The organism is Mesorhizobium sp. SARCC-RB16n, from assembly GCF_008520305.1.
In the GTDB taxonomy this organism is placed as follows: Bacteria; Pseudomonadota; Alphaproteobacteria; order Rhizobiales; family Rhizobiaceae; genus Mesorhizobium.
Map to the genome: position 1 here is coordinate 1 of NZ_ML703278.1, position 20,470 is coordinate 20,470.

The 20,470-nt window shown below is 58.4% G+C and carries 16 protein-coding genes and 3 pseudogenes; 2 read left to right on the plus strand and 17 right to left on the minus strand.

The genetic code is table 11. From position 1 onward, the window contains the following. Positions 1–35: 35 nt before the first annotated feature. From C7I87_RS22700 to C7I87_RS22720, 5 genes and pseudogenes are all read right to left on the minus strand, one after another. Positions 36–149, minus strand: a pseudogene (locus C7I87_RS22700) (transposase); the annotation flags it as partial. 307 nt (positions 150–456) lie between these two features. Then, positions 457–2,283: a CocE/NonD family hydrolase gene (locus tag C7I87_RS22705; protein WP_246696355.1), complete on the minus strand. Its 1,827-nt coding sequence runs from the start codon at positions 2,281–2,283 to the stop codon at positions 457–459. A gap of 561 nt (positions 2,284–2,844) precedes the next feature. Beyond that, positions 2,845–3,472, minus strand: a pseudogene (locus tag C7I87_RS22710) (3-oxoacid CoA-transferase subunit B). 11 nt (positions 3,473–3,483) lie between these two features. Next, positions 3,484–4,181: pseudogene (locus C7I87_RS22715) on the minus strand (CoA transferase subunit A). A gap of 210 nt (positions 4,182–4,391) precedes the next feature. Next, positions 4,392–6,785, minus strand: coding sequence for a GcvT family protein (locus tag C7I87_RS22720; protein WP_149906310.1), 2,394 nt, complete (start codon positions 6,783–6,785; stop codon positions 4,392–4,394). A 132-nt stretch (positions 6,786–6,917) separates the two neighbouring features. Between C7I87_RS22720 and C7I87_RS22725 the strand changes: the two genes are divergently transcribed. After that, complete coding sequence (locus tag C7I87_RS22725) at positions 6,918–7,805, plus strand: MurR/RpiR family transcriptional regulator (protein ID WP_149906311.1); 888 nt, start codon at positions 6,918–6,920, stop codon at positions 7,803–7,805. 57 nt (positions 7,806–7,862) lie between these two features. On the opposite strand, the gene C7I87_RS36050 is transcribed toward C7I87_RS22725, so the two are convergent. From C7I87_RS36050 to C7I87_RS22745, 4 genes are all read right to left on the minus strand, one after another. Then, positions 7,863–7,946 carry a DUF3085 domain-containing protein gene (locus C7I87_RS36050; RefSeq protein ID WP_246696367.1) on the minus strand — a complete coding sequence of 28 codons (84 nt, stop codon included), beginning with the start codon at positions 7,944–7,946 and terminating at the stop codon, positions 7,863–7,865. Positions 7,947–8,482: 536 nt separating this feature from the next. Further along, the gene (locus tag C7I87_RS22735; RefSeq protein ID WP_149906312.1) at positions 8,483–9,034 is read right to left on the minus strand and encodes a carboxymuconolactone decarboxylase family protein; all 552 of its coding nucleotides are present in this window, start codon (positions 9,032–9,034) and stop codon (positions 8,483–8,485) included. Beyond that, on the minus strand, positions 9,031–10,371 hold the full coding sequence (locus C7I87_RS22740) for an aspartate aminotransferase family protein (RefSeq protein WP_149906313.1): 1,341 nt from the start codon (positions 10,369–10,371) through the stop codon (positions 9,031–9,033). The genes C7I87_RS22735 and C7I87_RS22740 overlap by 4 nt, the downstream gene beginning before the upstream one ends. 1,212 nt (positions 10,372–11,583) lie before the next feature. Next, positions 11,584–12,918, minus strand: coding sequence for an ISNCY-like element ISMlo5 family transposase (locus C7I87_RS22745; protein WP_149906314.1), 1,335 nt, complete (start codon positions 12,916–12,918; stop codon positions 11,584–11,586). A gap of 268 nt (positions 12,919–13,186) precedes the next feature. On the opposite strand from C7I87_RS22745, the gene C7I87_RS22750 reads away from it, so the two are divergent. Further along, positions 13,187–13,516, plus strand: a complete 330-nt coding sequence (locus C7I87_RS22750; protein WP_246696368.1) for an oligopeptide/dipeptide ABC transporter ATP-binding protein — start codon at positions 13,187–13,189, stop codon at positions 13,514–13,516. Between the two features lie 125 nt (positions 13,517–13,641). Here the strand turns inward: C7I87_RS22750 and C7I87_RS22755 are convergent, their stop codons facing one another. From C7I87_RS22755 to trbJ, 8 genes are all read right to left on the minus strand, one after another. Beyond that, the gene (locus C7I87_RS22755; protein ID WP_149906315.1) at positions 13,642–14,574 is read right to left on the minus strand and encodes a MurR/RpiR family transcriptional regulator; all 933 of its coding nucleotides are present in this window, start codon (positions 14,572–14,574) and stop codon (positions 13,642–13,644) included. Between the two features lie 413 nt (positions 14,575–14,987). Further along, positions 14,988–16,298: an IncP-type conjugal transfer protein TrbI gene (gene trbI / locus C7I87_RS22760; protein ID WP_149906316.1), complete on the minus strand. Its 1,311-nt coding sequence runs from the start codon at positions 16,296–16,298 to the stop codon at positions 14,988–14,990. A gap of 14 nt (positions 16,299–16,312) precedes the next feature. Then, on the minus strand, positions 16,313–16,774 hold the full coding sequence (gene trbH, locus C7I87_RS22765) for a conjugal transfer protein TrbH (protein ID WP_149906317.1): 462 nt from the start codon (positions 16,772–16,774) through the stop codon (positions 16,313–16,315). Next, positions 16,774–17,613 carry a P-type conjugative transfer protein TrbG gene (trbG, locus tag C7I87_RS22770; RefSeq protein WP_149906404.1) on the minus strand — a complete coding sequence of 280 codons (840 nt, stop codon included), beginning with the start codon at positions 17,611–17,613 and terminating at the stop codon, positions 16,774–16,776. Before trbG ends, trbH begins: the two co-directional genes overlap by 1 nt. Positions 17,614–17,636: 23 nt before the next feature. After that, positions 17,637–18,299: a conjugal transfer protein TrbF gene (locus tag C7I87_RS22775; RefSeq protein ID WP_149906318.1), complete on the minus strand. Its 663-nt coding sequence runs from the start codon at positions 18,297–18,299 to the stop codon at positions 17,637–17,639. Positions 18,300–18,317: 18 nt separating this feature from the next. Then, positions 18,318–19,499: a P-type conjugative transfer protein TrbL gene (gene trbL, locus C7I87_RS22780; RefSeq protein ID WP_149906319.1), complete on the minus strand. Its 1,182-nt coding sequence runs from the start codon at positions 19,497–19,499 to the stop codon at positions 18,318–18,320. After that, positions 19,493–19,693 carry an entry exclusion protein TrbK gene (gene trbK / locus C7I87_RS22785; RefSeq protein ID WP_149906320.1) on the minus strand — a complete coding sequence of 67 codons (201 nt, stop codon included), beginning with the start codon at positions 19,691–19,693 and terminating at the stop codon, positions 19,493–19,495. Before trbK ends, trbL begins: the two co-directional genes overlap by 7 nt. Beyond that, a complete protein-coding gene (gene trbJ, locus C7I87_RS22790; RefSeq protein ID WP_149906405.1) occupies positions 19,690–20,451 on the minus strand; it encodes a P-type conjugative transfer protein TrbJ in 762 nt (253 codons plus the stop codon). Before trbJ ends, trbK begins: the two co-directional genes overlap by 4 nt. Between the last annotated feature and the right edge of the window lie 19 nt (positions 20,452–20,470).

The following is a 20,470-nucleotide window of genomic DNA, read 5'->3' on the forward strand; positions in this document are numbered from 1 at the left end:
CCTCACGATTCCATCAGGTCAGATTGTGCTCTAGAATAGGTCGCCTGGCTGATCCCCGCCCGACGACAGATCTCCGCGACAGGGATTCCGTCCGATCCCTGCTTCAGAATGAACGCCTTCTGCGCGTCCGAGAACTTCGATGTCTTCATCGTCTTCCGCTCCTCCCAGCCAAGGGATGTTACCGCGGAAAACTCCACTTTCGAACGATCCAGTTTTCAGGGATCAGAGCAAATCTGAACCGGAGCTCAATGAGGTCAGAAGTAGAAGGGCCGCTCGGCTTGGTGCCTGCGGCTAGATCAAGCAGAGACCGCGTGCCCTTCGAACGCATGGCCGACGGATGGTTATCGAGCCATAACGTGATCCCGGGTACAAAACCTCCGGTATCCGTCGGACACCTGTGTTTCAAGATGACCTCCTTGCCGGCGATGGGCCAGTAGCTCGGCCTGCCGCGCCCCCTCAGCTATGGACAATTGGCAGATCGACATAGCAACCTTCCGCGCCCTTATGAAATTGCACATTGGGGGCAGGGCCGTGTGTGGGCACATTGATGAAGGTGGGCGCGTCACTGCCGGTAAATACCACCCTCAGGCGATACCCGGCCGGGATGCGGGCAGAAATGGGAAGTAATGAGAAAGTAAGAATCGCGGGCTTGCCGGGAATGAGGGGCTTGGCGTCTCGCTTTAGGTAACTGTGCTGAGGTCCCAAGACGTGGCATTGAGAATCTAACAAGACTTTCCGGTGCAGGGCCCGCAATTGACCTTCGGTAAGATAACAGGACGTGCCATCGGGCGCAACCGCCTGAAGGTAGACAAAAAAATTGCCGTCTTCCCGGGTCGAGGAAATAGTCAATTTGACAATGGGATGACCGGTTATTTCGAGATCGCGGCGCAACGGCTCGCCGATGTAGGCGAGACCAGCAGCCTCAAGTCGCCGATGGTCTCCCGGGAAATTTACAGTGCGTGCGAAATCCCACCGAGTGGGTGAGGGGTCACCCAATGCTGGGATCACCTGAAGCTCGTCGAAACCCGTTTCGTCAGGTGATTCCCGCAACGAGAACCCGCTTCCGGTGTAAAGCCGCCAGCGGGTGGAGGTTGGTGGCCAGGTAGGAGTAGTTTTCCAGGTTCCTTCGCCAAGGGTATAGTAATGGAGTGCCTTGCCTCCGTGGTGACCGGCTTGATCGCTGAAGCACATATCCGCGAAGCGGATGTCATTTGCTTCTTGGATCGGCGTTGTTGGCAGGATCAACTCCCCATCCGACCGAAGTGGATCTCGGGCCTCGAACGCGCCGTGGCCCCAAGGGCCGATAATTATGTTCATTGGATTTGTTTGGCGCAGGAAACGACGTATGGCCCCCTGAGCCGTCCCACCGTCGAACCAGCCCGCCCAGTTCTGCGTTGGGGTTCCAGCGCGGGACACTCGATTGGCTACCTGCTCTATGCTCCAATCGAGCATTGAGTCGCCCTCCCAACTTGCGGGACGATCATCCTTGAAAGTCACCTGCTGAAATCCCTCCCATAGGGAGGGCACCGCATCGTGTTCTCGCAGGGCGCTGACGAGGTCCTCCTCACCGCGCTCGCCGACGGGTCGAACGCCCGGCGACCGGTCGCCATCGGGCGAGATACGGACGTTGCAGTCGAGATTTTTATTGCCGTTGCTCCAGTCTCGCCCAAAGGAAGCGTTTGGGATGCCCCCTGGGAAAAATTCGTCCTCATAAGGATCGTAATCGGCAAATCGCGGGATGATGCCTTTCAAGGCCGGATGGTTCCGCTCTGCCATCCAATCGGAAGTGTTAGCCGTATAGGACAGCCCATAGCCGACCACGCGTCCACTGGACCAAGGCTGCGTAGCGATCCAATCCAGCACTTCGCTGAAATCTGCGGTCTCGGCGCGCGCGCGCGGATGGGGCCACACGCCAAATGATGCGCCAGTGCCTCGAACATCTCCCACGACCACCGCATATCCGTGGGGCACGAAAAGATCGGCATATTCATTCGACAGGGTGCCCCTGACACCTCGCCAGTAGCGCGTCATCACCAGGATGGTGTCGCGTTTGGTACTGCCTGCCTCGTCCATCGGCCGCACGATATCCAGGGCGATTCTGACACCATCGCGCATTGTCAGGTAAGTAGATTCGATTGGGCCGACGGACATCGAGCCTCGCAGCGCTTTGCCGTGGAGATCGAACCGGAATATCGAGGCATGCATCTGCTGCGCTCCAGTGACCCCTAGCTGCGGCGATGTGTCGGTCGCCTTCGAATCGTCATTCTCCCGTGAGACACTCATGGTTATTCTTCTCCTCATTTTGACGTACGCAGTCGTTCGTATTTCCCTGACGCCCGATCTGCCGTCATTGAACCGTTGGTCATCCACACAAATACCTGATTGCAAATGCCTCAAGAACAGTCGGCGTTCGCGGCAAGTCGAGCCCTTGTGACAGAGGTAGTCCTCACGAAAGGCGCCGAGATCAAGTCTTGACAGGTACCCTACATCCCTAGCTCTCTATAAAGTTCATGCTCTCTTCCGACTATGGCCAAGGCAAAACGACGGCACGCTGACCGGCCCGTCAATCTAGCTTCGACCTCGCTCTCCGTGATGCGTCTCCCGCTGCCTCGGGGCGAGTTGTAAAGCCGTTTTACAGACAGCGATTACCCATTCGTTCCATGGCGACCCGACCGGCATGGACCCATCCGCATCGCCTAATAAAGACTCTATATCGTCAATGTGCGGAGAGATGGTTCGCTGAATTTATGCCAGCCCTTCTTGAGGCAAGTGTTGCACAAGGCCCGCTTCCTCGCATAGCAGTTCCTCTGCTGAAACTGCCTCCGCTCTGTCGGCAAAACCGGATCAGTTGATGATCGTTGCGTCGGTTGCCCGTCGCAGGTCGCTTTCCGTCACGCCATCGGCTACCTCAATCAATCTCAGGCCGCCCTCAACCACGTCCAAGACACCAAGATTCGTGATGATCCGGTCGACGACGCCCTGGGCGGTCAGGTAGGGTGCAGGCTTTAAGCACCTTGGAGTCGCCGGCTTTGTTGGTGTGGTCCATGACCGCGACGACCCGCTTGACACCCGCGACCAAATCCATGGCTCCGCCCATGCCTTTGACCAGCTTGCCGGGTATCATCCAGTTGGCGAGATCGCCATTCTCGGCGACTTCCATGGCGCCGAGTATCGCCATGGCGATCTTGCCGCCGCGAATCATCGCGAAGCTTTGCGCCGAATCGAAGAAGGCTGAGTGTGGCAAGGCCGTCACCGTCTGCTTGCCGGCGTTGATCAGATCCGCATCGATCGCGTCCTCAGTTGGGAACGGACCGATTCCGAGCAGACCGTTCTCCGACTGCAGCGTCACATGAATTCCGTCGGGGATGTAATTGGCCACCAAGGTCGGGATGCCGATCCTGAGATTGACATTGGTGCCGTCTTCAAGCTCGCGGACAGCCCGTGCTGCCATCTGGTTCCTGTCCCAGGCCATTGCTTCCCCCCTCAAGCCGCCGCGCGCGTCGTGCGCTGTTCGATACGCTTCTCATGCTCGCCCTGGATGAGGCGATGCACATAGATCCCCGGCAGTTGATGTGATCGGGATCGAGGCTGCCGGCGGGCACGATCTCCTCGACTTCCGCCACGCAGATCTTGCCGCACGTCGCCGCTGGCGGATTGAAGTTGCGGGCCGTCTTGCGGAAGACGAGATTGCCTGACGTGTCGGCCTGCCAGGCCTTGACGATCGACAGGTCGGCCACGATGCCGGTCTCGAGCACATGAGCCTCGCCGTTGAAGGACTTCACCTCCTTGCCTTCGGCCACCACAGTGCCAACCCCGGTCCTGGTGTAAAAGCCGGCAATGCCCGCCCCGCCGGCCCGCATGCGCTCGGCGAGCGTGCCTTGCGGGTTGAACTCCAGCTCCAGTTCGCCGCTCAGATATTGGCGCATGAACTCGGCGTTCTCGCCGACATAAGAGGAGAGCATCTTTTTGATCTGCTTCGTCTTGAGCAGGACGCCAAGGCCGAAGTCGTCGACCCCGCAATTGTTCGAGGCGATGGTGAGGTCCCTCGTACCGACCCCGCGGATCGCATCGATCAGAAGCTCGGGGATGCCGCAGAGGCCGAACCCGCCACCCGCGATGAACATCCCGTCGAACAACAGGCCCTCAAGTGCTGCATACGGGTTTTCGCAAATCTTATTCATCGGATCCTCGACGGTCTGCTCTAAAGCCGGTCCAATACAATGCGCAGGCTGGCTTTTCACGGCAGTAATGACGGCACCGCGATCTACATTCTACAATGTCCATCTAATCCAACCTTTTCCGACTGAAGATCAGCGCCTCAAGGACGACAATGGTGTCCTTGCGATTGAGAAGGGTGCGATGGTGGATGGGCGCATGGGGCTTTGCAGCCGTCAATGTTTCATCCGCAAGCTCTGAGGATCGTATAGCGGACCGATTCTAACTGTGGCGTCGTGCATTTGCCGCGCTATATCAATTTGGACCCGTTCGCCACCCGCCAGCGGCTCACGAGTGCGTCCAAGACCTACGGGTTTGCCGACGCGGTAACCGAAGGCGCAAGAGGAGGTTTGTCCTACAATACGACCATTGTGGTAGATCGGCTCATGCCCCAGAGGAACAGCTGTCTCGTCATCAAGCGAAATTGAGATGATGTGCGAAACGCCTCCAAGTGCGCGCGCGGCTTCCAATGCGTCTGCTCCGATAAACCCGCCACTTTTTCTGACAGCGAAATCGAGTCCAGCAGCGATCGGACTGATGTCGCCATCCAATTCGTGACCCATCGCACAGAAGCCTTTCTCAATCCGCATCGACGTTTGAGCAAACATTCCGGCTGGTTGAGCACCAGCCCTGACAACCGCCGCATAGATTTCAGGCGCATCTTCCCTTCGGCAGGTCATCTCCCAACCCGCTTCTCCCACATAGGAGATGCGGGCGGCTCGCACGGGCTTTCCGATTAGTTCCCCGGTATCATGCTTGAAATAGCCGACGTTGTTGAAGGCGGGGGCGCCGCATTCGCTGACAATCCTGGCCGAGTCCGGCCCCATCAGTCCAAGCACCGCGTAAACCTCGGTGACATCTGTCAATGTGACATCGTAGCCATCAGAGCGACGGCGAAGCCATGCAAGATCACGCTTTATTGCAGTTGTGCCGACGAACAATCGATAGTGATCCTCAGCGAGGCGCTGAGCGGTAAGGTCTGACTCAAAGGTGCCGCGCTCGTTAAGCATGGCGGTATAGATCACAAACCCCGGCGCACGCGCCATGTGACCCGCGCAGACGTGCAAAAGGAACCTTTCCGCATCTGGGCCTTGGACGTCAATTTTGCCAAATGGCGAAGCATCAAAAACCGCAGCTCGATCATGTGCAGCCATCACTTCGGCACGCACGTTTTCAAACCAGTCTGGTCGATCGAAACGCAGAACGGGTTCTTGGGACTTGCCAAAATAAAGTGGCCGTTCCCAGCCAAAGAACTGGCCCATATGCGCCTTCGACTCACGGTACTCCCTGTCCAGCGGAAGCGTGCGCAGATCCCGAGCGGTCTTCAACTGCTTTCCGGGGTAAGCAATGTCATAATGCGTTCCAAGGATTTCTGGCGCCCGCGCCATTAAGTGTTCGATGTTGTTGAAAACCGGCGCGAAGCGCTTAGCGTCTGCTTCGGTTAGGTCATATGCTGTATGGCCGTGGACAATACAGTGGGCAAGGTTCATCCCTGCGCCGCCGCCGGAAGCAATCCCCACGGAGTTCATGCCGCATCCGAGGAATAGCCCTCGGGTTTCAGCAGTCTCGCCCAACATGAACGTGCCGTCCGGCGTAAAGCTTTCTGGCCCATTCAAAAGCATCTTGACCTCGGCCTTCTCAAGTGCGGGCAAGCGGTGCAGGGCGTTCACCATCATAGGCTCGAAATGGTCCCAATCTTCAGGGAGTAGCCCGAATTCGAAGCTGTCATTCAGTACGCCTGGCGCAATTGGCTTGCCCATGGGCTCGAAGCATCCGACCAACAATCCACCCGAATCGTCCCGGATATACAGATGGCTATCATGGTCGGAGAGCGTCGGAGAATTGCCCACAATTCCTTCGATCGGCTTAGTCAGCAGGTAAAAATGTTCGCAAGCGAGTGCGGGCACCTCTGCTCCCCCCATCGCGCCGACCTCTCTTGACCAAAGCCCGGCGCAAAGCGCGATTGCGTCACAGGTGATTGTACCCTGCGTGGTTTCGACGCCACGCACGCGCCCGTTCTCTGTTAGGACGCCAGTGACGCCAGTTCGTTCAAAAAGCTTCGCGCCCAGCCTCTTGGCGGACTTCATCAGAGCAGCACATACATCTGACGGAGACACACGCCCATCTTCAGGCGACCAAACCGCCCCAAGAACGTCGTCAGCGTTCATCAGCGGCCACCGGTCCTTCGCCTCTTCAGCAGAAATTGACCGCGCGTTGATTCCGTAGGCATGTGCCAATGCTTCTTGCCGATGAATATGGGTTAGCCGGCCGGGGCTCGTAGCGATGGACAAGGATCCTTTCTGTATCCAACCTACGGACTGGCCCGTCTCTTGCTCGAGCTGCGAATAGAGTTCAACCGAATATTGAATCATTCGCGTCAAATTCCGAGAGTGCCGCAAAGCTCTGACCTGTGCTGCAGAGTGCCACGTCGTACCAGAGGTCAATGCGTTGCGCTCGAGCAGGATTGCGTCCGAAACACCCATCTTTGCGAGGTGATAGAGGGTTGAGCAGCCCATAATTCCACCACCAACAACGATGACAGAAGCATGAGAGGGCAGCGGATGAGGCATGTTTTTATCCTGACGCTTAATGCAGTCGAGGGCGCACGAGCGCGCATTTTTCGGTGACATGACCTTGCATAAAAAAACGGATCAAGTAAACATGCACAAAAAATAACAAATGTTTTGCAACGGACGGCGGATTTGGATCCGACTCAAAAGAACCGTATCATAGCCGATCTCAAGGATAGGCTGGGGAGCTTTCCCGGCAGGTTGCGAACGGTTGCAAAGTACATCGTGGATCATCCATCGGATTTTGGTCTGGATCCCATTCGTATAACGGCGCGAAAAGCAGGGGTGAGCACCTATACGCTCGTACGATTGGCTCAACGCCTCGGGTTCGAGGGCTATGACGACTTGCGCGAGCCGTTTAGGCATGCGCTTGTTTCAGCTTCCGCCGTCCTCGATCATCCTGCGTGGGTTGAACGATTGAGAGACGGCGATGAGTTCGGACAGGTTCAAGCCGACGCGTCGACAAATGTCCTGGCAATTGTTCAGCGGTCCCTCGAACTTCAGGCGCCTGACCAATTGCAACGAGTGATCACGATGCTTCTGGAGGCGCGGGTGGTCTATTTGACTGCCGTCCGAGCTAGTTTCGCCATGGCCTACTACTTCCATTACGTCGGCCGTATGGCGCTGCCGACTTTGGAACTGGTGCCGCGTCATACGAACAGCGCAATCGACGAATTGCATTCAGCCAGCGCAGCTGATGTTATGATTGCGATCACCTTTAATCCTTACTCTCGAGAAACGATCGATGCTTGCAAATTTGCGAGACGCAAGGGCATGAAATTGGTTCTGCTCTCGGACAGCGAACTCGTGGCTCCAGATTTCGAAGCCGACGAAACCATTATAGTTTCCGTTTTGTCGACCCACCATTTCGGATGTTATGCTGGCGCAACGGCTGTGCTCGACGTCCTCATTTCTTTGCTTGTTGCGCGCGGAGGTGACGCGGCCAAAGCGCGGATCAGGGCTTACGAAGACCTTCGCCGTGAAAATCAGGTCTATTGGGTTGGGCAGAAAAAACGATAGTTTTTTAGTATCGGCGCCTAGAGCGGAAACTGTTCTGCCGTAGACATTGTGCGCGCTTCACGGATTGCTGACCAGATGGCACTCGTCCGAATAGATAACGATCGGACGGTCGCCGTCGGCGAGTTTGCCGTTCGAGATCACGTAGACCCCCTGGTCTCTCCAACCAGCAGAGGCCGGGGACCTCGCCCCCGCATTGAAATAGTAAGATGTGGAATTCGCCGTTAGCGGCGTCGTCGGTCTCGCCGCGTTCGATGACCTTTGAATTGCAGAGAATGGTAGACTGAATATCCGACACTACACGCCGCGATTGCATTGGGGGGAGTAGCGCAGGTGCACCGGCTTCGCGGAGACCTCTGCGCTAATGAGGCGGTCAAGCAGCTTCAGGACGCTGCCGTGACGACCGCACGAACCGTGCCCGCGCCCCGATTGGCTTCGGACAAACGTTCATGGCCGAAGCCGCTCGGGACTGTATTCATTCCACGGTGACCTCGTAATATCTTGGTCTCGCTCTGCGTCGTGTGTGAGATCCTCTACAGTCAAAACTAGTTAGGAAACTGACCAATTCTACTTCCCAGCAATAGCTATTTCATGAATTTGATCATTTTGCATTTTGCATTTTGCATTTTGCATTTTGCATTTTGCATTTGGCGATGGCCGATGCATGCCGCTGACTGGGTTCAGAGGGGGCGCTTTTGGAATTCGCCTGCGACAGCGGGGTCTATAGGTGTTTCGTAAGTCCTCAAGATAAAGCCTAATATTGAGTAGAATCCGACTGTCGCTATTAAGTCGAATACAGCCTGTTGACCCACCGCTTCGGCAACGGCACCTTCTATCTCCGGAGCCAGATATCCCTTGTCAAACAGCGCGTCGACCGCAGATGCAATAAGGCCGTCTTCTCCGTCTGGCGAATTTCGCATCGCTTGAATTCGCGCGTCTGCAATGCCGAGCGCACGGGCGCGGCTCACATGATGGGCCCATTCATAATCCGAACGTATGCGATGGGCAGATCTCAGAATAACAAGTTCTGATCGGACGTCCCCCAGAGCACTGTCCTTGACGATATGTTGGCGTAGCGGAGCCCATGCTTTCAGCAGTGCCGGGTGGCGCGCCATCGTTCTGTAGACGTTAAGCGCTCCGGCGAAGCCGGCCTTCATATCAGCGATTTCCGCGGGCCAGTCTTCGTCGGCCAGGGGCGGACAGGGAGATGGCGATTGAGGGGAGAAATTCATGACAAACAGCCTGAGCCTGCAACGGCACTATCTATCGCTGCGGCGAGCCGCTCCACGATCATATCGATCTGCTCGGGTTGAATTATGTAGGGAGGGGCCAGCAGGACGTGATCGCCATTCATGCCGTCAATGGTTCCCCCCATCGGATAGCACATCAGGCCCCGCTGCATTGCCTCCTTCTTGATCTTGGCGTGAACCTTGTAAGCTGGATCGAACGGCTGCTTGCTTTCCTTGTCCGCCACGATTTCCACGCCACGGAATAGGCCGCGGCCGCGGATATCGCCCACGTAGGGAGATTGACCGAGAGCCGCGTTGAGGCTGGCCTCGAGTCGATCTCCCATTCTTCTGATGTTGGATATCGTCTCTGGACGCTTGAGGATTTCGACAACCTTGTTGGCGGCGGCCGCAGCTATGGGGTGACCAATATACGTATGTCCGTGCTGGAACAGTCCCGAACCTTCCGCGAATGCACGATAAATCTCTTCTGACAGCAGTACCGCTCCAATCGGCTGGAAGCCACCACCCAATCCCTTCGCGATAGTGACGAGATCAGGAACGATTCCTTCCTGCTCCAACGCGAATATCGTTCCGGTGCGGCCCATTCCGCACATAACTTCATCGAGGATAAGCAAGATGCCGTACTTGTCGCAGATCTGGCGGATGCGCTTGAAGTAATCCGCCACGGGCCCTACGGCTCCAAGCGTCGCGCCGACCACCGGTTCAGCCACGAACGCCATGACCTTTTCGGCTCCCAGCTCGACAATCTTGGCCTCGAGTTCGGTGGCGAGGCGCTCGGCGTAGGCCTCAGCCGTCTCGCCCGGCTGCAAATCGCGGTAGGCATAGCAGGGCGACACATGATGTGTTTCTGGTAAGATCGGTTTGAATTGCGCACGGCGCCACGCGTTTCCACCGGTTGCCAGAGCCCCGATCGTATTGCCATGATAGCTCTGCCGACGCGCAATGATATGGCGTCGCTCAGCCTGGCCAATCTCCACGAAATACTGACGTGCCATCTTGAGAGCAGCTTCGACAGCTTCGGATCCCCCAGAGACTAGGTACACATAGTCGAGACCGCTTGGCGCCAGATCAACGAGCTGCTCAGCAAGCTGTTCAGCAACGTCGGTCGTAAAGAAAGATGTATGAGCGTAACTGATGCGCCCCATCTGCACTTTCATCGCCTCAAGAACTTCGGGATGATTGTGGCCCAAGCAACTAACTGCGGCCCCGCCGGAGCCGTCTATGTAGCTGCGCCCTCCACCGTCCGTGATGTAGATCCCCCCTCCTGCTACGGCCATTGGTAGGTTCGCACCGATTGTTCGGTGAAGAATCTTGCTCATTTCAATCTCGCCGTCCGGTTGGTTTTCGAGCCTTTTTTATCAGTTTGCAGAATTTTCTGGTCAATGCAACATGTGTTTTATTTATTCGTGGGATGATGCATACGTTGTCATCGTGCCAGCCTCTTGTTGCTTTCTCATGACGGCGGAGCGCAGGGCCTGGGATTCCCTTTTACTAACCTCATAAAATCGATCCTAGGAATCAGATACTTATCGATCGCCCGGACGGGTCACATTGACATGGATGACGAGCCACCGTCCCATCTTTTTGAGACCTCTGAAGGATGGAGCCTTCTCGCATCGCAGATGACCCAGAAGGATCATATTGTGCAAACAAGAAATAACTGTTGCAGTCCCGATTGGCTTATGATCATGGTGACAATACTCGATTGAGCGATGGGCCAGCCGGCCCCGAAATGAGCCTGAAACTGAGAACCGCGTAGCAGGTGTGCTGAGGAAGCACGTCATTTGGTGCGGGCGACATCCGTGTGATGCGTCAGCACATCCTCCCGAATGTGATGGGTCCAATCATCGTGATGAGCAGCTTGTCCATCGCAGGAGTGCCAAAAGCAGCCTTCTCTTCCGCGATTCGGCAACTGTGTATGCCGTAGCCAAGATATCCTTCGACATCCGCCGGCGGTGAAACGCTCGGCCTTGTCGGGGAATCAGGCTGCGGAAGTCAACGACCGCTCGACTCGTGGCGCGTTTGCTCGACCCGACGGCCGGAACTATCACTTTGAGGGGCAGGAGATTGTCAGCCTCTCCAAGAACGCCCTCAAGACGAGGCGGAAGGATTTCCAATAATTTTCCAAGACCCTTTTAGCTCGCTTAATCCGCGCATGCGGGTAAAAGGGCTTCTTGGCGAGCCGCTCGCTATCGCTAACTAGAAGGCCCCGACCGCGACGCTCGGGTCCACCAACTCCTCGACATGGTCGGACTCGCTACACAGCACGCGCATCGTTTCCACACGAGTTTTCCGGGGGGCAACGCCAGCGCATTGGCATCGCCCGTGCTCTAGTCTAGTGCGCGTCCATAAACGGCTGTTTTCCTGGAGTTTTCAGTGGTCTTTGGCCTGGTGAAGCGATGTTTTGGGGACGCGTGATGGTACAAGGGCATGGAGGTTGCGGCCGGGGGTCGATCTGGCGGCAATGGGGTCATAGGAGTATCGGCCGGCGCTCGCCGGCGTGCTTGTGAACGCGGCCCGATGACTGGGGGTCAGGTCGATCTGAGGCGGGTGAAGAGGGCGAGATTGTAAGCGACCACCGAGGACCAGACGTAAGCCTTGAAGTGGTTGAGCCCGCGCCAGGTGCAGCGGGCCAAGCCATAGGCGCGCTTCAGGCAGGAGATGCTGGCCTCGATACCAGCGCGGAAGTTGCGCAGCTTGCGATAGACCCAGCGGCTGCTGACCATGTCTTCGATCCTGAGGGCGCTCTTCTTGTGGAACGCCATATCGCGCACGCCCCAAGCCTTGGCCTGGCGCAGATTGGCGCGGCTGGCATAGCCGCCGTCGGCCGCCGCCTGACGCGGCGGCTCGCCGTAAAACGCGATGTGGCGCTCCAGCATTAGCAGCAGACGCTCGCTGTCGGCTGGGTTGCCCGCTTCGATGACGAGATCGAGGATCAGTCCGCTGCGACCGGTGGTCAGATTGATCTTGTGACCATATTCGACGTCGCGGCTGCCCTTGACGATGATATCGGCGTGCGGTTCGAACAGGCTCACCAGCTTCTCGCCGGCCGGGACCGGCTCGCCTGCCAGGACCCGCCGTTCGGTCTGGGCGATGATCCGCTCGATCAGCGGCCGGTAATGGCGGACTTGGGCCTGCCACAGTTCAACGGCCGGGCTCGCCGCCAGGGTCAGCTGCTCAGCCGCCTGCTGGAGATAGCCCAAGGTGGTGCGTGTGATCCTGAGCAGCTCGCGGTAGTGCTTCACCCGTTTCGGGCGGCCGCGGGTATATTCGATCGACCGGGACCGCTTCTTCGCCGCGCGGCAGTGATCGTGCCATGGGATGGCGCTGCCCAGTGCATCCGCGTGCTGCAACAGCCGCACCATCACCCGCACAGCGTCCCATAACAGGCTGCTGTCGCTCGGCTCGTGGACGAGTGCGGCGGTGACGGTGCTGTCCACGCGCACGACCTTGCCGCCTTCCAGCCTCTCTCGCCTGGCGCTTGCCAGCAGTACTTTGTTGATTTCTTCCCAGGTCGGCGCCTGGATCGCGCTGATCGTCTTGTGCAGGACTGATTTCTTTGGGCTCCACCCCCATGGCAGCCGGGCAAAAGCCCGGAACGAGGCGGAATCCTCCAAGTGAAAGGCCAGTTCCTGATAGCTTGGTTGGCGGTGCTGCTTGAGCAGCGCGCAGCGCAGCACAGCCTCCGCCGGCAGGCCCTCGCGGCCGGTCTCCTTGAGATCGTGCCGGCGCAGGTCCCGCGTCACCAGGCTCAAAAGCTCGCGATGCTCGTCCAGCCATTGCGACATGGCCTTCAATTCACAGCCGATCTCGTGTCCGGCGAAAAGATCAAATACACTGGATTGGACGGTGCGTTCTTGGCGCATTGTCGGCTCCGGCGGTGGCAGAAACGCTTTGGAATCAGTGGCTTGATCTCAAAGTGTATCTGAACCCGCCGGGCCTTGCCTACCCAAAAGCAGGATTCATTCAATAATATCAGCAGCTTGCCGTTTATGGACGCGCACTAGTCTAGCGCTCCGGCCGAAATTTGTCGTGTGCGACGAACGCGTTCCTGCGTTGGACGCCTCGATTGAGGCACAACTCGTCTACTTGCTTAAGGATCTTCCAGCCGAGTTGGGCCTCACATACCTTTTTGTGGCTCATGGACCTCAGCGTTGTGCGACATATCTCAGATCGTGCGGCAGTGATGTACCTTGGACAAATGGTAGAGCTTGCTTCGAGGTCAACGATATTTCGCAACCCGCGGCACCCCTACACCCGGGCTCTTATTCTTCGGTTCCATCCGCTCGCCCTTATCGAACGAAAACTGCAGTTGCACTAAAGGGAGACGTTCCAAGCCCGATCAATCCACCCTCCGGCTGCCGCTTTCACATACGCTGCCCAATAGCAACGGGTCGATGCCGTGTCGATGAGCCATTGTTGAGAGAGGTCTCGGGACATTCCGTAGTCTGCCACCCAGCCTGACACGTATAAGCGGCGGAATCGGAAACGCGGAGATAGAGATGCTATCGTGAAAGCTATAGGTTACTAATTCAGCAGAGGGAAGCCGGGAGACTATGCGTAACGTGGCCGAAGTGCCGATATCGCCCTCAATCTTCCAGGGCGCTACCGTTGTGACCCCGTGCAGAAACGCTGGCTTTTCGGGGTGCGGTCTTCGATTTCAGATGCGTATTGAGGTTGGAGAGATGGGCATCAAATTTGAGAAGTGACTCGCGGGTAGCATCTGCGTTTCTGCCAGCCACTAACGCGCCAAGCACTTCAGCTACCGCAAAAGCCGGCGTCATTGTGTGAAAAAAAGACGGACTCTTTGTCTGGACGAGGACGACATCATCAGCAATGCGGGCTAGGGGCGCGACCTCACTGTCCGTGATGGCAACAATCGGAATCTTCTTGCGCTGCGCATATTCAGCTATCTCAACAGTCGCCCGCGTGTAGGGGGAAACACTTGCGGCAAAAAGCACGTCATCCCTAGTAGCGCGAGTCATCATGTCGGAGCCAATACCCCCCATAGCATCCAGTAGAATCGATTTCTCGCCTATCATCGACAGTATATAATGCAGGTGCCACGCGATTGAGTGACTTGATCGCAAGCCTACACAAAATACCTGCTGCGCAATGGCGAGACGCCTAGCCGTTGAAACAATCGCATCGAGCTGCGCGGATTCCGCTAGTCGTCCGATCTCGGCGGCTTCTGCGCGAAGTATTTCGCGAGCTAGCCCATGATCTCCTTTGCGCTTTTGGTCAAGTGCCTGGGCTCCGGCCTTCCCAGCGAAACCAACATCGCCGCTGCGAACGGCTTCGGCATACATTCCCCTGATCTCATCATAACCTGAAAGGCCGAAAAATTTTGCCAGCCGAGTCATTGTTGAGGGCTGAACGCCAGCTAATCGGGCTTGATCCCGCATAGAAAGCAAGGCCACATCATGGGGATGGTCAATAATGTACCGTGCGGCAAGCTGAAATTGCTCCGACAGCGATTCGAAGCTCCCGATTAGTCGGTCAGAGAAAGGTCCATTAGCCATAGAAGTTCGTAGCGCAACGTCGTGATTTGTGCAACAGATGTTGCGTTGCGAAGTGAGCAGTCGAGCCAGTAACACATGCTAGCAGCATGCCAGCAGGTGCTAGATACCGGTCCTTTGAGCATTTACATAGATGCTTAGAGACGCTGGCAACAGAAACGGACACACCCAAGGCAATCGTTACGGGCCGTATGTCGTCCGAAGCTGCCCCCCCGTCAAGCAGTCGGGGTCTGACGGAGGCATCTCGACATGGCCTTGGGGACTAGCTCGAGATGAGGTATCTCTGCGGGGGCGGCCCTGTAAAGGAGAGCGCCGGGTCCCAGCGCCGTAGCGCACGCCGGTGTGAGCAAAATAGAGAGGGCGGATGCACGTTCACGGCGGGTGAGGAGAGCTCACTGCACGCAGAACGTCCGATTCTAACTCCGATAGGACCCAGGAAACACAATGTCCTGATCGATCAGGACATTGAACTTATATCCCGGCCTAATCTCCAGCGTCGGCTGGATATTCAGATTGCGACTGATCGTCTGTTCCGCAACACGGCCAAAACTCTCCGCGAAATTCCGTCGCGCCGCATCCGACGCCGTCTCCTGCGTGGCGAGCGTGGAACTTTCCGGCATCGACGCATCGATCCCGGTGCCGATCAGCGCGATCAGCGCCGCCGAGCCAAAGGTCCGCCAATAGTGGTTGTTCACCTTGTCGTTGAACCCGCCGTAGCCTTCGGCGTCGGTGCCTGCCATGCCACCGATCTGGAGCGTTGAACCATTCGGAAAGATGAGATCCGTCCAGACGACGAGAACGCGGCTTTGTCCGAACGAGACCTTGCTGTCGTAGCGCCCGAACAGTTTTGCTCCTTGAGGGATCAAAAGCCGGTGGCCGGTGGCGCTGTCATAGACGTTCTGGCTCACTTGCGCGGTGATGCGGCCGGGAAGGTCGGAATTGATGCCAGTGATCAACGTCGCCGGGATAACCGAGCCACGCTTGAGTTCATAGAGGGATTGCTGCGGCACGACACGGTTCGGCAGATATCCCAGCTCCTTGAGATCGGAGTTGAAGAAGTCCTCCTTGGATCGCTGCCCGTTCTGGTCGACGTCCTGACCTGTGAGGCCGTTTTTCAGGGCGGCGGCATAAAGGTCCGGCATGGTTTGGTTTGTCGTTGACGATGCCGTGGTGGTTTCAGCTGGCGTCTGGTCGCTGGTTTTCGCACTTGCCGCCAGCTTGCTGCGGTCGATGGCGAGAGGTGCATCATAGGCTGCGTCATTTGCTTGCAGTCGTGCCATCCTCTGGCGCTGCCGCTCGCGTAGATACTGCTCCTGCTGCTCACGCTTCAGGCGGGCGCGCCAAACCGCCTCCGGCTCCAGTTCCTGGGTCTTTTGCGGCTCCTCGCGGTTTTCCGGCTGCGTCGTGAACGGATTTGTCGCCTTGTCTTCCTTCTTCTCGACCGGCGTCGGCTGGAAGGTGACCTGCGGCTCGGTGTCACCGATAATACCGTCGGTGATGCCTCGCTTCATCTGATCGGCAAAAGTCGAGGCGGGCGTGCCTGTACTCGTATCGAGCCCCGCATTCTTGCCAAAGAACAGCCCGCGCGAGGTCAGGCCGTAGATGATCACCCCGAGGAACAGGATCACCAGGACGACCACGACGATGATGGGCAACCGGTTGATCCGGCGCATGCCGGACTGAGCGTCCTCCGTCGTGGCGGCGCCGAGCTTCAGAGATTGTACCATCGACTTTTTCCCCCTCACCCGCGCTTCAGAACGGAGAGTGCACTGGCCGGGGTCGCGCCACCGGCGGTCACCGTGTAGGCGCGGCCAAGCTCGACTTTACTGGTCGAGAGCCGCGCCAGAACCTGGCCATCGAATGCCAGGACGCCGTAGGCGAGCGGGATTACGGTCTTGCCGGCATCGGTTTTCTGGTCCGTGACGACGGCATAGCCCCAGCCCTTGAGCGCCCCCTCGAGCGCCTGGCCAAAGGGAGAGGCATCGACCTTGAGGGCAATCGTCACCTTGCCCGGCCCGATCTGCTCGGCGAGACGGCTGACCATATCGCCGGCGATGGCGCTTGCGGCTGGGCCGGAAACGTCCGGCGGCGCGTCGCTGGCAACGAGGCCGTCCGTTGCGGCCGTCTGACATCCGGAAAGAAACAGAACGATGAGGCCGGCCGCGGCGAGCTGGCGGATTTGATCAATGGCAGGACATCTCATCAGCGCCCTCCCCGCCGGATCGTCACCTTCTCCTGTTTCCAGCCAACGCCCGAAACCAGAACGGCCTTGTCGACGTTGTAGTCGACGATCATCATGTCGTTCTTCATCCGGTAGTTGACGATCCGGTTCTGTCCACCAGACACAACGAACAGCACCGGTGCATCCTGGCCGGAGATCCGGCGCGGGAACTGGATGTAGGTCTTCTCGCCGTCGCTATAGACCCGCGTCGGTCGCCAGCCGGCTCGGCCGGAGACGGAGTAGGAGAAGGTAAGCTGTTCGGCCGGCATGCCCGCGCCGGGAATCGTGCTTGCCTCCAGCCTCGAATTGATATCGGCGAGCTTGGCCGACACATCTTCCGGATATTCGAACCCGACCCGCGCCATATATTGCGTCGGATGCGATTTCAGCTGGATATGGTAGGTGCGGCGCGACGTCGTCACCACCATCGAGGTGATCAGCCCTGCCTCGGCCGGTTTGACGATCAGATGGATCGCCTGGCCACCAGCCGCACCCGATGTCGCGGGCTCGACCTTCCAGCGGACCGTATCGCCGACGAGTACATCGCGGACCACCTCACCGGGCTGAAGCTCGATATCGCAAACCTGCAGCGGCGAGCAGACGACGGAGGGCTGCACCTCGCCATAGAGGAAGATGACCTTGCCGTCGTCTCCCCTGGTCACCAGGCCACGGCTGCCGCGCCACTTGCCGGAGATATCGATGCCCTTCTCTTCGTTTGCCGAGACATCGCCCGCGCGCGCGTCGGATATCGCCACGGTTCCGGTGATCAGTCCGCTTGCGAGGGCAAGGACAAGCCTGGCGCGGCGCGTATTTGTTTTCATGTTCATGTGCGTGGCCATGCCTTTCAAAGCTGTGCGGTCCAGTCGAAATCGCGGAGATAAAGACCGATCGGGTTGAGACGGATCACGCCCTCGTCCTGCGGCGGGGTCAGCGTCACCGTGGCGATGCCGCGGAACCGGCGGACAGCCGTTTCCTTGCCTTTGCGGTCGCGCTCGAATTCCGTCCAGTCGATCTGGTAGGACTGGTTCGACAGCGCCACGATGTTGTTGACCTCGATGGCGACCGTGGCGTTCTTCGCCTTCTCGAAGGGTGAGTTCGAGCGGAACCAGGCATTGACCTTTTCCGTCGCCGGATCCGAGGTCCTGAGCAGCGCGTAGGTGCGGTCGATATACTGCTTCTGCACCACGGCATCCGGGGTGACCGAGCGGAAGTTCGAAACGAAGCCGCCAAGCGTCGCGCGCACCACCCTGGGGTCGGCATATTCGATCTGCTGCGGGAAACCGGCGCTCACCGCCGTGCCGAGCTTGTCGACCTCGACGACATAAGGAACGAGCTTGACCTGCGTGCTCTGGTAAAGCGCATAGGAAAACCCCACCACGGCCATGACCATGCCGGTGATGCCGACAATGCGCCACGCCGACGCCGCCTTCACATAGGAGCCGTATCGCTCGTTCCATTCGTTGCGGGCGGCAAGATAGGGGTTATCGGGGCCGCGGTTCGCTGCCATCTTTCCCGTCCTCTTTGATTATGATTGATCGTTGCGTTCGGGAGGTGGAGTGCGTCCGCCATTGCCACTGCGGTTGCCGTCGAGCTTGGCATTCGCCAGACCCAGCAGCGAGCCGGCATAGGCCCCTGGAGAGCCGATCGCCTTTTCCTTGGCCGCCGAGCCGGCCGCTTGTCCGGCGGCCCAGATACCGGTGCCAACACCGCGTGCGGCGGCTCCGGCAAACGACGATCCCGCCGCCCGTGCTGCCTGACCGGCGGCAAATCCGGCGCCGGCCGCACCACCGGCCAGAAACGCCCCGCCGGCCGCGAACGATGCTGCCTGGCCGCCATGGCGGATGGCTTCCATTCCGCCGGACACCGAGGCTCCCTGAACCACGCCCTGGATGATGTTCGGCACATAGATCGCGATAATGAAGACCACCACCGATATGCCGGCAATTGCCAGGGTGGTCACGAACTGATCGGAAGAGGCGGTCGGCGCCTGGGCGAGGCCGGTGAGAACCTGCGATCCGATCTTGGCGATCATCACCAGCGCCATCAGTTTCATGCCCACGCCGAAGGCGTAGACCAGATAACGGATGGCAAAGTCCTTGGTATAGGAGGACCCGCCAAGGCCAAGCATGATCATGCCGGCGAGCAGGCCGACATACATCTCGACCATCACCGACACGAAAATCGCCGCGACCAGTGAAAAGCAGATGACGACGATGCTCATCGCCAGGACGGCCGCGATCGCCAGTGCATTGTCCTCGAACAACCCGAATTGCGCCTGTTGCGACATTTGCGAGGCCACGCGAATGCCGGCGTCGAATACTTCGGCGGGAGAGGCTGACCCGCCACCTGCACCGATCTGGAAGAGACTGTCGACGACGGAGCGGGCGAAGCCTGGCCCCTCGGTGAGAACGAACGCGAAAAAGCCGACGAACATGATCCGCCGGACAAGCTCTGCGAACCAGCTATCAAGGGATGCGGCCTGAAGGGCCAGCCAAACCGCGGCAACTCCGATCTCGATGCCCGCGAGGATCCAGAACAGCGACTTCGCCGCATCCATGATGGTGGTTTCCCACCCTTTCGCAGCGGTCGATATCTGATTTTCCAGCTCCGTCAGCACCTGGCCCTGTTGCGCAAAAGCCGGGGCCGCGAAGACGACGCAAAGCAGGATAGCGACAAGAACCGAACGTCCAATATTGGTCTTTACCATCGTGGACGCATCTCCTGACCGTCCTTGATCGGCGGAAGCTCCTTGTTCGCGCCGAAGAAGTTTTCCCTGGCGGCGCGTTGCTCCTCGGTGAGTGCAGGTTTGCTGGAGTCTCTCGAGTTGACGACCAGCGTTGCAGCGACCGACGAGACCGCGGCAACGACCAGGAGCAGGACAACAATGACGGTGCGGTTCACCAGCGCGGCTCCATCTTTTGACCTTCGGGGATGCTCTTGACCTCGGCGTTGAAGAACTTCTCCCTTCGCGCCTGGGCGAGATCCTTCCCAGCCTGTTCCGACTGGTACCAGGTGCCCATCATCGTCATCTGCTGGGAAACCAGCCCGCGCAGCTTCTCAAGCTGCGCCACCTGCTGGGCGGCGATCTCATGGCCCACCTGCAACGCTTTCATCTGACCGTCGGCGCTCTCCGACATCGAGCGCAATGACGACATCGTGGATTCCTCGCTCGAAAACTGCTCGGCGGTCAGGTTCGCGGCTTTCAACGTGCCGGCGATCGTGTCGCGATTGGTGTCGGACCAGGACTGGTAGGTGGTGGAGAAGCTCGCGTTGGTGGGCAAGTTGCTCTTCATCTCGGCATAGCTCTCGAACCGCTGCTTGAGCTGGTCGTCGATATTGCCCATAGAAAACGCAATGCCCTGCCCCTGCCCGACGATGCTCTGCAGCCGGTTCAGGTCGCTTTCGACTTGGCCCCAGACATGATCAGGCAATTGCGCGGTGTTCTGCAGCATGTTCTCGTAGATCTTCAGCTGGTTCTGGATCTGCTCCGCCAGCTGATTGATCTGGGTGACCTGGTTGTTCACCTGCTCGGCCGACTTGCCGACCAGCGAGACGAGCTCGGCATTGTTGGCGAGCTGGGTGAATTCCGTCGCCTCGCCGGTGACGCCACCGGCCATGCCTGGCGCCGGCAGAGCCATCGCTGCCACCACCGCCAGCATGGCGACGGTGCAGCGTCGA

What these genes read in the sequence shown, in the direction of transcription:
- C7I87_RS22705 (WP_246696355.1), bottom strand. Translation starts at nt 2,283, where the DNA reads ATGAGTGTCTCACGGGAGAATGACGATTCGAAGGCGACCGACACATCG.
- C7I87_RS22720 (WP_149906310.1), bottom strand. Translation starts at nt 6,785, where the DNA reads ATGCCTCATCCGCTGCCCTCTCATGCTTCTGTCATCGTTGTTGGTGGT.
- C7I87_RS22735 (WP_149906312.1), bottom strand. Translation starts at nt 9,034, where the DNA reads ATGAATTTCTCCCCTCAATCGCCATCTCCCTGTCCGCCCCTGGCCGAC.
- C7I87_RS22740 (WP_149906313.1), bottom strand. Translation starts at nt 10,371, where the DNA reads ATGAGCAAGATTCTTCACCGAACAATCGGTGCGAACCTACCAATGGCC.
- C7I87_RS22745 (WP_149906314.1), bottom strand. Translation starts at nt 12,918, where the DNA reads ATGCGCCAAGAACGCACCGTCCAATCCAGTGTATTTGATCTTTTCGCC.
- C7I87_RS22755 (WP_149906315.1), bottom strand. Translation starts at nt 14,574, where the DNA reads ATGGCTAATGGACCTTTCTCTGACCGACTAATCGGGAGCTTCGAATCG.
- trbI (WP_149906316.1), bottom strand. Translation starts at nt 16,298, where the DNA reads ATGGTACAATCTCTGAAGCTCGGCGCCGCCACGACGGAGGACGCTCAG.
- trbH (WP_149906317.1), bottom strand. Translation starts at nt 16,774, where the DNA reads ATGAGATGTCCTGCCATTGATCAAATCCGCCAGCTCGCCGCGGCCGGC.
- trbG (WP_149906404.1), bottom strand. Translation starts at nt 17,613, where the DNA reads ATGAAAACAAATACGCGCCGCGCCAGGCTTGTCCTTGCCCTCGCAAGC.
- C7I87_RS22775 (WP_149906318.1), bottom strand. Translation starts at nt 18,299, where the DNA reads ATGGCAGCGAACCGCGGCCCCGATAACCCCTATCTTGCCGCCCGCAAC.
- trbL (WP_149906319.1), bottom strand. Translation starts at nt 19,499, where the DNA reads ATGGTAAAGACCAATATTGGACGTTCGGTTCTTGTCGCTATCCTGCTT.
- trbJ (WP_149906405.1), bottom strand. Translation starts at nt 20,451, where the DNA reads ATGCTGGCGGTGGTGGCAGCGATGGCTCTGCCGGCGCCAGGCATGGCC.